Annotated in this window: 11 protein-coding genes; 10 read left to right on the forward strand and 1 reads right to left on the reverse strand. The window is 73.4% G+C overall.

What is annotated here, in order from left to right:
• Positions 1-298: 298 nt before the first annotated feature.
• From BKA00_RS00185 to ilvC, 4 genes are all read left to right on the forward strand, one after another.
• On the forward strand, positions 299-3124 hold the full coding sequence (locus tag BKA00_RS00185; RefSeq protein ID WP_185022990.1) for a putative bifunctional diguanylate cyclase/phosphodiesterase: 2826 nt from the start codon (positions 299-301) through the stop codon (positions 3122-3124).
• 151 nt (positions 3125-3275) lie between these two features.
• The gene (locus BKA00_RS00190; RefSeq protein WP_268248242.1) at positions 3276-5162 is read left to right on the forward strand and encodes an acetolactate synthase large subunit; all 1887 of its coding nucleotides are present in this window, start codon (positions 3276-3278) and stop codon (positions 5160-5162) included.
• A 5-nt stretch (positions 5163-5167) separates the two neighbouring features.
• Positions 5168-5692 (forward strand): acetolactate synthase small subunit, encoded by a 525-nt coding sequence (gene ilvN / locus BKA00_RS00195; protein ID WP_185022992.1) that lies wholly within the window; start codon positions 5168-5170, stop codon positions 5690-5692.
• 72 nt (positions 5693-5764) lie between these two features.
• On the forward strand, positions 5765-6748 hold the full coding sequence (gene ilvC / locus BKA00_RS00200) for a ketol-acid reductoisomerase (protein ID WP_185022993.1): 984 nt from the start codon (positions 5765-5767) through the stop codon (positions 6746-6748).
• A 70-nt stretch (positions 6749-6818) separates the two neighbouring features.
• On the opposite strand, the gene BKA00_RS00205 is transcribed toward ilvC, so the two are convergent.
• Positions 6819-7607 carry a hypothetical protein gene (locus tag BKA00_RS00205; protein WP_185022994.1) on the reverse strand — a complete coding sequence of 263 codons (789 nt, stop codon included), beginning with the start codon at positions 7605-7607 and terminating at the stop codon, positions 6819-6821.
• A gap of 140 nt (positions 7608-7747) precedes the next feature.
• On the opposite strand from BKA00_RS00205, the gene BKA00_RS00210 reads away from it, so the two are divergent.
• The 6 genes from BKA00_RS00210 (at position 7748) to serA (ending at position 15495) form a co-directional block, all read left to right on the forward strand.
• Entirely contained in the window at positions 7748-8341 is a 594-nt protein-coding gene (locus BKA00_RS00210; RefSeq protein WP_185022995.1) for a PadR family transcriptional regulator, read from the forward strand.
• Complete coding sequence (locus tag BKA00_RS00215; protein WP_185022996.1) at positions 8338-9054, forward strand: ABC transporter ATP-binding protein; 717 nt, start codon at positions 8338-8340, stop codon at positions 9052-9054. The genes BKA00_RS00210 and BKA00_RS00215 overlap by 4 nt, the downstream gene beginning before the upstream one ends.
• Positions 9051-11030, forward strand: coding sequence for an FtsX-like permease family protein (locus BKA00_RS00220; protein ID WP_185022997.1), 1980 nt, complete (start codon positions 9051-9053; stop codon positions 11028-11030). Before BKA00_RS00215 ends, BKA00_RS00220 begins: the two co-directional genes overlap by 4 nt.
• 55 nt (positions 11031-11085) lie before the next feature.
• Positions 11086-12669 carry a DUF2079 domain-containing protein gene (locus BKA00_RS00225; protein WP_185022998.1) on the forward strand — a complete coding sequence of 528 codons (1584 nt, stop codon included), beginning with the start codon at positions 11086-11088 and terminating at the stop codon, positions 12667-12669.
• Between the two features lie 405 nt (positions 12670-13074).
• Complete coding sequence (locus BKA00_RS00230; protein WP_221492963.1) at positions 13075-13731, forward strand: thymidylate synthase family protein; 657 nt, start codon at positions 13075-13077, stop codon at positions 13729-13731.
• 174 nt (positions 13732-13905) lie between these two features.
• Positions 13906-15495, forward strand: a complete 1590-nt coding sequence (gene serA / locus BKA00_RS00235; protein ID WP_185022999.1) for a phosphoglycerate dehydrogenase — start codon at positions 13906-13908, stop codon at positions 15493-15495.
• The last annotated feature ends 326 nt before the right edge of the window (positions 15496-15821 follow it).

The following is a 15821-nucleotide window of genomic DNA, read 5'->3' on the forward strand; positions in this document are numbered from 1 at the left end:
AAACGGATCCGCGACGAGGCCGTTCGTCGCGGGAAGGTCGCCCAGCCTCAATCGCTCCGTGACCTACCGAACGTACAGTGAGCGACACGGTGATCCCGTAGTGCAGCAACGTCGCTGATCCCCGGGCAGGCGAGGCCGGTGCGCTCGCCACCGGTCCGCGCCGATCCGGCGCGGGGCACCATCCGTGACCTTCGGGCCGTTATCCAGGCGGCGGGGGTCGTGGACCCCCAGATCCCCTGGCGCGGCGCGGCCTCCGCCAGGGCCGAACGGCCCATCGGGCAGGAAGGGACGCGGCGCGATGAGCGGCGACTACGCCAGGCGGGTACCGCCGCGTGCGCTGCCGGTCGCCTTGGCGGCGATCGTCGGTGTGCTGTACGCCACCGGCTCGCTGCTCGGCTGGGGCGGCCGCGCCTTCATCGCCTGGACCGAGGCCGGCGCCGCGGGCGCCGCCGCGATCTCCCTGCTGCTGTCGTCCCGGCGCCCCGACGGCCCGTCCGCCGACCCGGCCGGCGCTCCCGGCGGCATCTGGCGCGCGTCCTGGCGGTGGTACGGAATCGCCGCCGCCTCCTGGTTCGTCGGCGCGGTCGGCGGAGCGCTGGCGTACGGCTCGGGGCGCAGCGCCCTGTCGCTGTCGGTCCCCGACCTGTTCTACCTGGTCGCGCTGGTCGCGCTCGTCATCGGTCTGGTCGCGCCGATCCGGCTGCCCCGCGACGCGGGGACGTGGCTGCGCTACGCCGCCGACACCTACGTCTGCGCGTGCGCGCTGTTCGTCCTCGGCTGGGTGGCGCTGTTCGGGAACCTCTACCACCGGTCGGGGGAGTCGCCGCCGGAGTTCCTGCTCGAACTGCTGTACCCGCTGATCGACATCGTGTTCGTCTGCGGGGCGCTGCCGTTCGTCCTCGGCGCCGCGCGCGGGCACCGCCGCCTCGCCTGGATGGGGTACGGCGCGCTGGCCGCCATAGCGGCGGCCGACATCGTGACCACGTTCGTCAGGCTGGACGGGGGCGGCTCCGCCGAGGACCCCTCCGACATCCTGCGCCTCGCCGGCCTGCTGCTCCTGCTGCTGGTGCCGTGGACGGGCCCGGCCGCCGAGCCGGAGCTGCCCGTCGACGACATCCCCGAGGACGTCGCGGCGCCCGCCGAGGAGTGCGGCCGCATGATCGGCCCCGGTCTCGCGCCCGCCGCGGTGGCCGCCGCGGCGGCGCTGTTCATCGCGGGCCACTCGATCGCCGGCAACGACGGCCTGGAGCCGGCGATCTCGATCGCCGCGGGCTCGGCCGCGCTGGTGCTGATCGCCCGCCTCGCCGCGCTGCTGCGGGAGAACGAGATGCTGCGCCGGGCCGTGGAGACCGGCGAGGAGCACTTCCGGGCCCTGTCGGAGAGCATCGACGACGCGGTGCTCATCTGCGATCTGGACGCCACCGTACGGCATGCCAGCGCGGGCGCCCTGCGGACCTACCGCTACACGCAGGACGAGCTGCTCGGCCGCCCCCTGAACGAGATCATCCACCCGGAGGACCTGCCGCGCGTCCAGCAGGTGTTCACCGAGTTCCTGGACGAGCCGTCCGACGTGGGGCCGCAGGACGCGCTGCGGGTGTCGTGCCGGCTGCGCGCGGCGGACGGGACGTGGCTGCCGACGGAGTCCACGATCTCCCGCTACAAGGGGTCGGACGGGGCGCCGTCCCGGCTGCTCGTCACCACCCGCGACCTGAGCGAGCGGGCGGCGCTGCAACGGCAGGTCGCCCACCTGACCTTCCACGACGGGCTGACGGGCCTGCCGAACCGGTCCTACTTCGAGGAGCGCACGCGGGAGGTGCTGTCGCGGCAGGCGTCCGGGGGCAAGGCCGCGGTCGTGTTCGTCGACATCGACGGGTTCACCGCCGTGAACGACTCCGACGGGCACGCGGCCGGCGACCAGGTGCTCGCGCAGGCGGCGCGGCGGCTGCGCGCGAACGTCCAGGCCGACGACACGGTGGCGCGGTGGGGCGGCGACGAGTTCGCCGTCCTGGTGCAGCTCCCGCCGGACGACCGTGAGACGCGGGCCACAGTCGAACTCGCCGGTCGGCTCCTTCGCGTGCTTTCGGTCGACCCTTACCAGGTAGGCAACAAGCACATCGTGCTGACGGCGAGTGTCGGCATCGCGTTCGCCGCCGACACGGAGCAGCCGCACGGCGGCGGATCGGACGCGGGACGCCGGCTCCGCCGCGGCGCCGCCGAACTGATCCGCAACGGCGACCTCGCGATGGCCCGCGCGAAGGAGCTCGGCGGCGGGCGCGTCGAGGTGTACGCGCCGCACATGCACGCCGACGTCGTCCGGCGTCTTCAGCTCGGCAGCGACCTGCAGGCGGCGCTCGCCGAGGAGCAGTTCTCGGTGGAGTTCCAGCCGGTCGTCGACCTGGCCACGTCCCGGGTGACCGGCGTGGAGGCGCTGCTGCGCTGGCGGCGGGGGAGCGAGGCGGTCCCGCCGGAGGAGTTCATCGGCCTGGCCGAGGAGTCCGGCCTGATGATCCCGCTCGGCGACTGGATGCTGCGGGAGGCGTGCCGGGAGGTCGCCCGCTGGCGCGGCGACTCGTGGGACGTGGGCCTGTCGGTGAACTTCACCGCCCGGCAGATCGCCGCGCCCCGGTTCGTGGAGTCGGTCGCGGCGGCGCTGGCGGAGACGGGGCTGCCGCCGCAGGCGCTCACGCTGGAGGTGCGCGAGGAGGTCCTCGTCGAGGACGCCGACCAGAACGTCGAGCGCCTGTCCCAGCTGCGCGACCTCGGCGTCCGGCTCGCGATCGACGACTTCGGCACCGGGTACGCCTCGCTGGCCTACCTCGGGCAGCTCCCGGTCGACATCATCAAGATCGACCCGTCGTTCGTGGCGGGGCTCGGCTCGGACGAGACCCTGACGCTGCTCACCCGGACGATCGTGCGGCTCGGCAGCGACCTCGGGCTGACCGTGGTGGCGGAGGGCATCGAGCGGCCCGAGCAGCTGGAGCTGCTGCGGGAGATGGGGTGCCCGCGCGGCCAGGGGTTCCTCGTCGCGCGGCCGATGGCTGCGCGGCGGGTCGAGTCGCTGGTGCGGACGAACCTCGCGGGCAAGGCCCGTCCGGGCGACGTCCCGCTCCCGCTGCCGGGGTGAGCGCGGGGCGCGACGCGGTCACGCCGGTCACGCCTTCGCCGGACGGCACTTCCGTCTCGACATATGAGACAAAGCGTCCAAGGATTTGACCGTTGGCCGGACATCGGCGAAAGTGGGCACGTGCAGAGCACCTCCACCATCCTCGTAGTACTTGGTCGGCGCGCAGGCTGACCAAGCTTTCCGTCCTGCGCGCCTCCCCTCGACCGCCCCACGGCGGCGGGGGTTTTTTGTTGCCCGGCGAGCCAAGACTCACTCCCCAAGGAACCGCAGAATCATGACGATCGAACAGATGACGGGAGCCCAGGCGCTGGTCCGCGCCCTGGAGAACGTCGGCGTCGACACCGTGTTCGGCATTCCGGGTGGCGCGATCCTCCCGGCGTACGACCCGCTGTTCGACTCCAAGAAGCTGCGCCACATCCTCGTCCGGCACGAGCAGGGCGCCGGCCACGCCGCCCAGGGCTACGCGATGGTGACCGGCAAGGTGGGCGTCTGCATGGCCACCAGCGGGCCGGGCGCGACCAACCTCGTCACGGCGATCTCCGACGCCTACATGGACTCGGTGCCGATCGTGGCGATCACGGGCCAGGTCGCGTCGTCCCTGATCGGCACCGACGGCTTCCAGGAGGCCGACATCGCCGGCATCACGATGCCGATCACCAAGCACAACTTCCTGGTCACCCAGCCCGAGGACATCGGCCGCACCATCGCCGAGGCGTTCCACATCGCGGGCACCGGGCGCCCCGGCCCCGTCCTGGTGGACATCGCCAAGGACGCCCTCCAGGCCACGGTCGGGTTCGAGTGGCCCGTCGCGCTCCAGCTGCCCGGGTACCGGCCCGTCACCCGGCCGCACTCCAAGCAGGTCCGCGAGGCGGCACGGCTGATCGTCCAGGCGCGGCGGCCGGTGCTGTACGTCGGCGGCGGGGTGCTGAAGGCGGGCGCGTCCGCCGAGCTGAAGGTCCTCGCCGAGCTGACCGGCGCACCGGTCGTCACCACGCTGATGGCCAAGGGCGCGCTGCCCGACAGCCACCCGCTGAACATGGGCATGCCGGGCATGCACGGGGCGGTCGGCGCGGTCGGCGCCCTGCAGCGCGCCGACCTGCTCATCGCGCTCGGCGCCCGGTTCGACGACCGCGTCACCGGGAAGCTGGACGGGTTCGCGCCGCACGCCAAGGTCGTGCACGCCGACATCGACCCGGCGGAGATCTCCAAGAACCGGCACGCCGACGTCCCGATCGTCGGGGACGCCCGCGAGGTGATCGCCGACCTGATCGTCGCCCTGCAGAACGAGCACGAGGCGGGCCGCAAGGGCGACTACGGCGACTGGTGGCGCCAGCTGGACGCCTGGCGCGAGACGTACCCGCTGGGCTACGACACTCCGGACGACGGCTCGCTGTCGCCGCAGTACGTCATCGAGCGGATCGGGAAGATCGCCGGGCCGGACGCGTACTACGTCGCGGGCGTCGGGCAGCACCAGATGTGGGCCGCGCAGTTCATCAAGTACGAGCGGCCGGGCGCGTTCCTGAACTCCGGGGGCGCCGGGACGATGGGATACTCCGTCCCGGCGGCGATGGGCGCCAAGGTCGGCGCGCCGGACACCACGGTCTGGGCGATCGACGGCGACGGCTGCTTCCAGATGACCAACCAGGAGCTCGCGACCTGCGCGATCGAGGGCATCCCGGTCAAGGTCGCCGTGATCAACAACGGTAACCTCGGGATGGTCCGGCAGTGGCAGACGCTCTTCTACGAGGGCCGCTACTCCAACACGGGCCTCCAGCCCCCGGCCAAGCACTCGGCCAAGCGGATCCCCGACTTCGTCAAGCTCGCCGAGGCGTACGGCTGCGTCGGCCTGCGCTGCGAGAAGGCCGAGGACGTCGACGAGGTCATCGCCAAGGCCATGGAGATCAACGACGCTCCCGTCGTGATCGACTTCGTCGTCCACCAGGACGCCATGGTGTGGCCGATGGTCGCGGCCGGCACCGCCAACGACGACATCAAGATCGCCCGGGACATGGCGCCCGACTGGGAGAACGGAGACTGACCCCGATGAGCCTTCACACCCTCTCGGTGCTGGTGGAGAACAAGCCCGGCATCCTGGCCCGGGTGGCGGCGCTGTTCTCCCGGCGCGGCTTCAACATCGAGTCCCTGGCGGTCGGCACCACCGAGCATCCGGAGATCTCCCGGATGACGATCGTGGTGAACGTCGCCGAGCTGCCGCTGGAGCAGGTCACCAAGCAGCTGAACAAGCTGATCAACGTGCTGAAGATCGTCGAGCTGGATTCCTCGGCGTCCGTCCAGCGCGAGCTCGTGCTGGTCAAGGTGCGCGCCGACGCCGAGACCCGCTCGCAGGTCCTGGAGACCGTGACGCTGTTCCGCGCCAAGGTCGTCGACGTCGCGCCCGACGCCGTCACGATCGAGGCGACCGGCAACCGCGACAAGCTGGACGCGTTCATCAGGATCCTGGAGCCGTTCGGCATCAAGGAGCTGGTGCAGTCGGGCATGGTGGCCATCGGCCGCGGCGCCCGTTCCATCACCGACCGCTCGCTGCGGTCCATCGAGCGCAGCGCCTGACCCGCGACCCGGACGCCGCCCGCGCGGGCGGCACCAACCACACCAACGAAAGGCAACAGCACTGTGGCTGAGATGTTCTACGACGACGCCGCCGACCTGAGCGTGATCCAGGGCCGGCACGTGGCGATCATCGGCTACGGCAGCCAGGGGCACGCGCACGCGCTCTCGCTGCGCGACTCCGGCGTCGACGTGCGGGTCGGGCTCCGCGAGGGGTCGGCCAGCAGGGAGAAGGCGGAGGCCGAGGGCCTGCGCGTGGTCACCCCGGCGGAGGCCGCCGAGGAGGCCGACCTGATCATGCTGCTGGCCCCCGACCACCACCACCGGGAGATCTTCGAGAAGGACATCAAGCCCGCCCTGGTCGAGGGCGACGCGCTGTTCTTCGGCCACGGCTTCAGCATCCGCTACGACCTCGTCCAGCCGCCGGAGGGCGTGGACGTGGCCATGGTCGCGCCGAAGGGCCCGGGCCACCTCGTGCGCCGCCAGTTCGTCGCCGGGCGCGGCGTGCCGGTGATCGTGGCCGTGGAGAAGGACGCGTCCGGCAACGCCTGGCCGCTGGCGCTGTCCTACGCCAAGGCCATCGGCGGCCTGCGCGCGGGCGGCATCAAGACGACCTTCACCGAGGAGACCGAGACCGACCTGTTCGGCGAGCAGGCGGTGCTGTGCGGCGGCGTCTCCGAGCTCATCAAGACCGGGTTCGAGGTGCTGACCGAGGCCGGCTACCAGCCGGAGGTCGCCTACTTCGAGGTCCTCCACGAGATGAAGCTGATCGTCGACCTGATGTACGAGGGCGGCGTGTCCAAGATGTACTGGTCGGTGTCCGACAACGCCGAGTACGGCGGCTACAGCCGCGGCCCGCGCGTGATCACGCCGGAGGCCAAGGCCGCGATGAAGAAGATCCTCGGCGAGATCCAGTCCGGCGAGTACGCCAAGGAGCTCGTGGACGAGTTCGAGGGCGGCCAGAAGAAGTTCACGCAGTACCGCGAGGAGCTGGCCCAGCACCCGATCGAGAAGACGGGCGCCGAGCTGCGCCCGATGATGAGCTGGCTCAACGACTGAGCCGCTCCGCGAAGGCGCGGGGATCGGTGCCCGGTTCCCGCGCCTTCGCATGCCCGGGGGCCGCGCGGCCTCAGCGGCGGAGGCGGCGGCGGATCCTGTCGCGCAGTGAGGCGGGCTCGGCGGCCTCGGCCACGAGCAGGGCCAGGTGGCCGCCCTTGGTGAAGTAGACGGTGACGTCCTTCGTGCCGACGGCCCGCCGCTGCGCCGCCGCCTTGACCCCCTCGGCGCGCACGGAGCCGAAGCGGGCCACGCGGGTGACGCCGAGCGCGGTCGCGGTGACGTGCACGTCCCAGCGCCCCGGTTCCACGGCGGCCGGGTCGGCGACGACCTCGAACCCTCCGGCGCGGCCCGCGCGGGGATCGGCGACGAAGCCGTGCTCCTTGCCGGACGCGCGCTCCCGCAGGACGACGTCGACGGACGTCCCGCCGGTCTCGACGCGCTGGAGGGCGGCGCCGCCGCGGATGCGCACCTTCCTGCCCTGCCAGCAGACGGCCTCGAGACGGTGCTCGACGCCGACCTCGGTGGTGATGTCGGCGTCCTGCCGGGAGACGCCGCGCAGGTAGGGGTACATCGCGTAGATCCGGCCGCCGACCACGACCGCGCCCGCCGGGGAGCCCTCGACCTCGTCCCGGATCAGCCGCTCCAGTTCCTCGCGCAGGCCGTGCTGGATGCAGAACGCCCTGAGCCGGGCGGACGCGGGCATCGCGGCGCGGGCGGCCTCGCTCAGCCCCTCGTCGCCGAGGACGCGGCGGGTCCCCTCCACGAGCCGCTCCCGCTGGGGTCCGTCGAGGGCCAGGAAGCGGTGGTCGTACACGCGCAGGACGTCGCGCAGGACGCTGATGGTGCTGTCCGAGGTCACGGGGCTTCTCCTGATCGGCCGGGGACATCGGTCACGGTAAGGCCCGGAACCGTCGCGCACCGTGAAATCCGGGGGGTGTGTCTCCCCGGATGCATACTCGGTATTGCCTACCGCATACGCGGTATGCATACTTGGTAGGCATGTCCATCCGTCACGGCCTGCTGGCCCTGCTGTCCCAGGGGCCCCGCTACGGCTACCAGCTGCGCGCCGAGTTCGAGTCGTCCACCGGCGCCACCTGGCCGCTCAACATCGGTCAGGTCTACTCGACCCTGTCCCGCCTCGAACGCGACGAGCTCGTCACGCGCGGGGACGCCGACGACGAGGGCCGGTTCGTCTACCGGATCACCCCGGCGGGGGAGGAGGACGTGCGGCGGTGGTTCGCCACCCCCATCGCCCGCTCCGACCGCCCCCGCGACGAACTGGCGATCAAACTGGCGATGGCCGTCACCACGCCCGGCGTCGACGCCGGGCACGTCGTCCAGACCCAGCGCACCGCCACACTGCGCACGCTGCAGGACCTCACCCGCCTCAAGGCCGGCTCGCCCGCCGTCCCCGCCGACCAGGGCGACCGCGCGTGGCGGCTGGTCCTGGAATCCATGATCTTCCAGGCGGAGGCCGAGGTCCGCTGGCTGGACCACTGCGAGGCCTACGTGGCCCGCGCGGAGCCCGCCGCGGCCGCCCCCTCCGGCCCGGTCGAGGCGCCTGCTCCGGCCGACGAGGAGGCGCGGCGATGAGCCTGCTGGCGATGCGGGAGGTGTCCCGCGACCACGGCGCCGGCCCGTCCCTCGTCCACGCGCTGCGCGAGGTGACGCTTCAGGTCGCGGCCGGGGAGTTCGTCGCCGTGATGGGCCCGTCGGGCTCCGGGAAGTCGACGCTGCTGGCGCTCGCCGGCGGCCTCGACCGCCCCACGGCCGGGCAGGTCCTGGTGGACGGCGCCGACCTCGGCGGTCTCGGCCGGGCCGGGCGGGCCGCGCTGCGCCGCCGCGGCGTCGGCTACGTGTTCCAGGACCTCAACCTCATCCCGAGCCTCACCGCGGCCGAGAACGTCATGCTGCCGCGCGAACTCGACGGCGTCCGCGCCCGCACGGCCCGCCGCGAGGCGCGGGAGGCCCTCGCGGAGGTCGGCGTCGCCGAGCTGGCCGACCGCTTCCCCGACGAGATGTCCGGCGGCCAGCAGCAGCGCGTCGCGATCGCCCGCGCGCTGGTCGGCGAGCGGCGGCTCGTCCTGGCCGACGAGCCGACCGGGGCCCTCGACAGCCACACCGGCGAGGACGTGCTGCGCGTCCTGCGGGGTCGCTGCGACGCGGGCGCGTCCTGCCTGATGGTCACGCACGAGTCGCGGCACGCCGCCTGGGCCGACCGGATCGTGTTCCTGCGCGACGGCCGGGTCGTCGACGCCACGCCCGGCCCGTCCGGCCCCGAGAGCCTCCTCCAGGAGAAGCTGTGAACCGCTACGTCTTCGCGCTGCGCATGGCCCGCCAGGACGCGCTGCGCGCCAAGGGCCGCACGGCGCTCGTGCTGGCCATGATCGGTGTGCCGATCGGCGTCGTCGTCGCCCTGGCCGTGCTGAGCTCGACCGCCGACGCGGGGGCCGGCGGGGAGTCCGGCGCCCCGAGCGCCGCCGAGTCGGCCGTGCTCGCGATGATCGTCGCGATGGTCGTGCTGGAGGTCGTCCTGCTCGCCGGGCCGGCGTTCATGGTGGACGTCCGGCGGCGGCGCCGCGACCTCGCGCTCGTCGCGGCGTCGGGCGGCGCGGGCCGGCACCTGCGCGCCGTCGTCCTGGCGAGCGGCCTGCTCCTCGGCGGGATCGCCGCGCTGGCCGGGACCGGGCTCGGCATCGCCGCCGCGGCCCTCGTCGCGCGGACCGCGTCCGGACCGGACGGGTTCGGCCCGCTGACCGTCCCGTGGACCGCGGTCGCCGTGACGATGCTGCTCGGCGCGGGCAGCGGCCTGTTCGCCGCCCTGGTGCCCGCGCGCCAGGCCGGCCGGATGGACGTCGTCGCCGCCCTCGCCGGACGCCGCGAACCGCCCGGCCGGGCACGCCGGGGCCTGCCGATCGCCGGCGGCGTCCTCGTCCTGGCGGGCGTGGCGGCGTCCCTGGAGGGCGTCCGGGTGCTGCGCGAGTTCGGCGCCGCGCTCGGCGCCGCGGCGATCATCGTCGGCCTGGTGCTCGCCACCCCGTGGATCGTCGAGGCGACGGGGCGGCTCGCGCCCCGGCTCCCGCTGCCGCTGCGCCTGGCCGTCCGGGACGGCGCCCGCAACCGGCCCCGCACTGCGCCCGCGGTCGCGGCGATCATGGCGGCCGTGGCGGGCGTGACCGCGCTGGCCATCGGGGGCGCCAGCGACTTCCGGCAGCGGCAGGTGGAGTACCGGGCGGCGCTGCCCCACGGCTCGGCGCTGATCCGGGTGCCGCAGGGCAAGGACGAGGGCGCCGCGGCGGCCGCCGTCCAGCGCGACCTGCCGGGCGTGCCCCTCGTCCCGATGCGCACCCTCCCCGGGCCCTGGGGGGAATGCCTGACCGCGGACACCTCGAAATGCCCCGCGCTGTCCTTCTCGGTCGAGCACGACGGGGCGCGATCCGACGAGATCCTGCCGATCGTGGCCGGAGGCGCCCGGGAGGCCCGGATGCTGCTCGGCCGCGACGATCCCGCGGTGGCCTCGGCACTGGACGCGGGCAAGATCGTCCTGTTCCGGGTGCGGCCGCCGGGCCACGGGACGGTCACCGCCGCCGTGACCTACTGGGAGGACGACAAGGAGCACACGGCCGCGACGATCGAGGACCTGCCGGCCGTCGCCGCCCAGGGGGACCCGCACGTGCCGGCCATCGTCCCGCCCAAGGTCGCGGAGATGCTCGCCGCGAAGGCGGGCGTGCCCATCCGGACGGAGGCGTACGGGGTCGACCGCGCCGACCACCGGGTCACCAAGGCCGAGGAGGCGCGGCTGACCAGGACCATGCGGACCTTCGGCAACGACGCGAGCGCCGTCCGCGTCGAGCGGGGCTTCACCGAGTCGTTCGGGAAGATCACGCTGGTGCTCGGCGCGGCCGCGGCCGCCCTGGCGCTCGGCGCGACCCTGATCGCCACCGGGCTCGCCGCCGCCGACGCCCGCCCCGACATGCAGACCCTGCGCGCCGTCGGCGCCCGGCCCCGCACCCGCCGGCTGCTGACGATGGGCCGGGGCGCCTTCATCGCCGGACTCGGCTGCTGGCTCGGCATCGCCGGCGGGCTCGTCCCCGGCCTCGCGGTGACCCGCCCGCTCACCGACAGCCTGGAGGAGACCGGAGCCGCCCCGCACGGCACGATCGTCGACATCCCCTGGCTGCTCCTGGTCGCGCTCGCGGTCGGCGTCCCGCTCGTCGCGGCGTGCGTCGCCGGCGCGGTGACCGGCGGCCGCCTCCCGGCGGTCCGGCGCACCCCCGGGTAGAGCGCCCACGGGGGCCGCTCAGCCACGCGCCGGTGCTGGTGATAGCGTCCGGCGCGTGGTCGAGGCGGTAGCGGTGCAGGGACCGGCCGGCGGCTCCTGCGCGGGCCGCGGGGGCGACCGGCGCCGGCGGGCCGTCCTGGCGGCGCTGGTCGCGGCGAGCGCGCTGCTGTACGGGGCGTACTCGCTGATGCGGCTGCGCGCCTTCCGGACGGGCAGCTACGACCTGGTGATCTTCGACCAGGCGATCCGCTCCTACAGCCGGTTCGGCCCGCCGGTCGCCATCGTCAAGGGCGTCCACAACGACTTCGGCCCGGACTTCTCCATCCTCGGCGACCACTTCTCGCCCATCCTCGCGCTGCTCGCGCCGCTCTACTGGATCCACGACGGACCGGCGACCCTTCTGGTCGCGCAGGCCGTCCTCCTCGCGCTCGCGATCCCGCCGATCTGGCGGTACACCGAGCGCAGGCTCGGCGCCCGCGCCGCCTACTGCGCCGCGGGCGCCTACGCGCTGTCCTGGCCGATCGCCGAGGCGCTCGCCTTCGACTTCCACGAGGTCGCCTTCGTCCCGCTGCTGTCGGCACTGATGGTCGAGCGGCACGACGCCGGGCGGCGGCTCCAGGCGGCGGCCGCCGCGTTCGCCCTCCTCCTGGTGAAGGAGGACATGGGGCTGCTGCTCGCGGGCTTCGGCCTCTACCTGCTCACCCGTCCCACCGGACGCGGGCGGCGGAGCCTGCGCGAACTGCGGGGCCTGCGCGGCTTGCGCGGCCTCCTGCCGCCCGGCGAACGGCGGGAGGGCCTGGCCTACGCCGCGGCCGGCCTGGCCGCGACCTGGGCCTGCTCGCGCGTGGCCGTCGCGGCGTTCGGCGGTGACAACGACTACTACTGGGCGTACGGGGCGCTCGGCCCCGACCTTCCCCACGCCGCGATGCACGCCGTCACCCACCCATGGGACGTGGTGCGCGTGCTCGGCGACCCGCCGCAGAAGCTCCTCACGATGGCGCTGCTTCTGCTCCCGCTGATCTTCCTGCCGCTGGCGTCCCCACTGACCCTGACCGCCGTCCCGCTGCTGGCCGAGAGGATGCTCGCCAGCCGGTTCAGCAACTGGTGGGAGCCGCACTACCACTACAACGCCTTCATCGTCGCCGTGCTGGTCCTGGCGGCCGCGGACGGCGCGGCCCGTCTGCGCGGACGGGCCCGGTTCGCACGGGCCCGGTTCGCGCGGGGCCGGTTTCCGGGGAGGCTGCCGTCCGCCGCGCCGATGGCGGGGATCCTCGCGGTCACGGTCGCCTGCCTGCCGTTCTTCGCCTACCGCCACCTGGCCGATCCCGCGCTGTGGCGGCCGAACGAGCGGGCCCGGGCCGCGTCCGCGGCGGTCGCGCGCGTCCCGGACGGCGCGCTCGTCGAGGCGGCCAACGGCCTCGGCCCGGCGCTGACGTCCCGCGCCCGCGTGCTGCTGTGGGACGACCGCTCGCACGGCGCGCCCTGGGTGATCGCCCAGGTGGAGCGGCTGGAGTTCCCCTTCGGGTCGCCCGCCGAGCAGCGGCGGCGGGTCGAGGCGCTGAAGGCGGAGGGGTACCGGGAGGTCTTCCGGAAGGACGGCTACGTCGTCCTGCACGAGGACGTCCCCGACCCCTGGTGAGGCCCGGGGGCGCGCGTCCCCGGCAAGGCGGACGCCTGATAAGGCGAAACGCGGCTTTTGGACAGATTGTCCGATGACCGATCATCGTCGCACGGGTAAGAATTCAAGTGAAGGCGCCGCCCGGCCAATCATCCCTATCCTTTCTGGGTACTTTGCCAGATACTTGAAGAAAGCCGCTGCGGCCGCGGCCGGCGCGGGAGGAGAGCCCGCGCGAACACCCCGTGACCTAGGCCGGAGCGGGCCTGGGGCGTGTCATGAGCGGTGTGAGGCTGAACGGCGGCGAGGCGGTGGCACCGGTGGGCGGTGGCCCGCAATTCCTCGCCCGGCGGGCAATGCGAAGGGCCGGGGAATCCCCGAGGATCCGTGCGGCGGACCGGGGAACCGATCACGGCGGGGAGCCGTGACATGCCGGCGCGGGAGGGCATGCCGGGGCGCGAGGACAGGGACGTCCGGCGCTTCGAGACGTGCGGGCGGGCGTGGATCGGCGTCCTGCGGCACGTGTGGGCGGCCGGGGAGGCGGGGCTGGAGGACGGCGGGCCCATCATCGAGGGGCCCCCGCTGCTGTTCGAGATCTGCTCGCTGAGCTGGGAGGACCCGATCCTGCGCGAGTACGGCGACCGGGCGCGGCTGGTCCGCCGGGCGCAGGAGCGCACCCGCCGGGTCGTCCGCGGGCGGTTCTGGCCGCGGCTGCACGACCTCCAGGGCCACGACCAGATCCGGTGGGTGGTGGACCTGCTGCGCGCGAGGCCGTGGACGACGAGCGCCTGGATCTCGCTCACGATCCCGGGCGAGCCGGCCGACGGGCTGCCGGCGCTGACCGCGCTGTCGTTCCGCATCCGCGGCTACCGGCTGATCATGACGGCGATGTTCCGGTCGCAGGACGTCCACCGCGCCTACCTGGCCTACATCCCGCTCCGCGAGGTGCAGGTCCAGGTCGCCGACGAGCTGGGGCTGCCGCCCGGGCCGCTGCGGGTGTTCGTGGACGTCCCGCACGTGCACGTCGGCGACGCCGAGCGGGTCGCGTCCGTGCTCGCCTCGGTGCCGGAGCCCAACGCCGCCTGACGCAACCGGCGCCCGCGGGACGAACCGGAGTTACTGGCGGGTCTTTCCCTGCCGCGAACCGCCGCCGCCCCCTGGTTATAGACTCACCGGAGGGGGCGAGGGCACGACGAGGTGACTCGCGACTTCACCTGCACAGAACACGAACACCTACTTTTTTCGAAGGACTGTTTCCACTTGAGCAAGCCCGTCGTCCTCGTCGCAGAAGAACTCTCCCCGGCCGGCATCGCCGTCCTGGAGGCCGACTACGACGTCCGCCACGTCGACGGCAGCGACAAAGAACAGCTGCTGCCCGCCGTCGCCGACGTGGACGCCCTGATCGTCCGCAGCGCCACCAAGGTCACCGCCGAGGTGTTCCAGCACGCCAAGAGGCTCCGGGTCGTCGCCCGGGCCGGCGTCGGCCTCGACAACGTCGACGTGGAGGCCGCCACCAAGGCCGGCGTGATGGTCGTCAACGCGCCCACGTCCAACATCGTCACCGCCGCCGAGCACGCGATCGCGCTGCTCCTGGCCATCGCCCGGAACGTGCCGCAGGGCCACTCCGCGCTCAAGCAGGGCGAGTGGAAGCGCTCCAAGTACACCGGCGTCGAGCTCCAGGGCAAGACCGTCGGCGTGCTCGGCCTCGGCCGCATCGGCGTCCTCGTCGCCCAGCGCCTCGCCGCCTTCGACATGAACGTGGTCGCGTTCGACCCCTACGTCCAGGCCGCCCGCGCCGCGCAGCTCGGCGTGAAGCTCGTCACCCTCGACGAGCTGCTCCGCGAGAGCGACTTCATCACCGTCCACCTGCCGAAGACGCCCGAGACCCTCGGCCTCATCGGCGACCGCGAGCTGCGGCAGGTCAAGCCGTCCGTCCGCATCGTCAACGCCGCCCGCGGCGGCATCGTCGACGAGGCGGCCCTCGACCTCGCGATCAAGGACGGCCGCGTCGCCGGCGCCGGCATCGACGTGTTCAGCACCGAGCCGTGCACCGAGAGCCCGCTGTTCCACCACGACAGCGTCGTCGTCACCCCGCACCTCGGCGCCAGCACCCACGAGGCGCAGGAGAAGGCGGGCACCCAGGTCGCCCGCTCGGTGAAGCTCGCGCTGTCCGGCGAGTTCGTCCCGGACGCGGTGAACGTCCAGGGCGGCGCCGTCGCCGAGGACGTCAAGCCCGGCCTGCCGCTCGCCGAGAAGCTCGGCCGCATCTTCACCGCCCTCGCCGGCGGCGTCCCCGTCCGGCTGGACGTGGTGGTCCGCGGCGAGATCGCCGAGCACGACGTCAAGGTGCTGGAGCTGGCCGCGCTCAAGGGCGTCTTCGTCGACGTCATCGAGGAGGCCGTGACCTTCGTCAACGCGCCGCTGCTGGCCCGCGACCGCGGCGTCGAGGTCACCCTCACCACCAGCGAGGACAGCCCCGACTGGCGCAACGTCGTGCAGGTGCGCGGCACCATGTCCGACGGCTCCGTCGTGTCGGTTTCGGGCACGCTCACCGGCCCCAAGCACGCCGAGCGGATCATCGAGATCAACGGCTACAACATGGAGCTCGTCCCGACCGAGCACATGGCGTTCTTCTCCTACGTCGACCGCCCCGGCATCGTCGGCGCGGTCGGCAAGCTGCTCGGCGACGAGCAGGTCAACATCGCCGGCATGCAGGTCGGCCGCGACGCCAAGGGCGGCAAGGCGCTCATCGCGCTCACCGTCGACTCGGCCATCGCACCCCAGCTCATCGACGCCATCACCCGCGAGGTGGGCGCCGACATGGGCCGCCGCGTCGACCTGGAGGGGTAGCCGCCCGGGGGCGACCCCCGAATGACGCCAAGGCCGTCGTGACGGCCGAGCTTCGGACGGGCGTCCGGCCCTGTGCCGGACGCCCGCTCATCTCATATGCCGAGATTTTGGGCCACCGGTCGGGACAACCCCCAGAACCGCGGGTAGCCTCGCAGGAGTCATGCGGCGTTTCGTGGTAATCCTTCGCTGCCGCAGCGGGGCCTGATCATCGGCAGGCCGGCACCCGCTGCGGAGGCTGCGCCTGGCCGTGAGTCCGATGCCGAACCGGACCGTGCGAACCACGGCCCCCCGGCCGCCCCTCTGGCCATCAGCCCAGCGATCGGAGC

It is taken from the genome of Actinomadura coerulea, assembly GCF_014208105.1.
GTDB lineage: Bacteria > Actinomycetota > Actinomycetes > Streptosporangiales > Streptosporangiaceae > Spirillospora > Spirillospora coerulea.

Coding starts and splice junctions, on each gene's coding strand:
- BKA00_RS00185 (WP_185022990.1), top strand. CDS start 299: ATGAGCGGCGACTACGCCAGGCGGGTACCGCCGCGTGCGCTGCCGGTC.
- ilvN (WP_185022992.1), top strand. CDS start 5,168: ATGAGCCTTCACACCCTCTCGGTGCTGGTGGAGAACAAGCCCGGCATC.
- ilvC (WP_185022993.1), top strand. CDS start 5,765: ATGTTCTACGACGACGCCGCCGACCTGAGCGTGATCCAGGGCCGGCAC.
- BKA00_RS00210 (WP_185022995.1), top strand. CDS start 7,748: ATGTCCATCCGTCACGGCCTGCTGGCCCTGCTGTCCCAGGGGCCCCGC.
- BKA00_RS00215 (WP_185022996.1), top strand. CDS start 8,338: ATGAGCCTGCTGGCGATGCGGGAGGTGTCCCGCGACCACGGCGCCGGC.
- BKA00_RS00230 (WP_221492963.1), top strand. CDS start 13,075: ATGCCGGCGCGGGAGGGCATGCCGGGGCGCGAGGACAGGGACGTCCGG.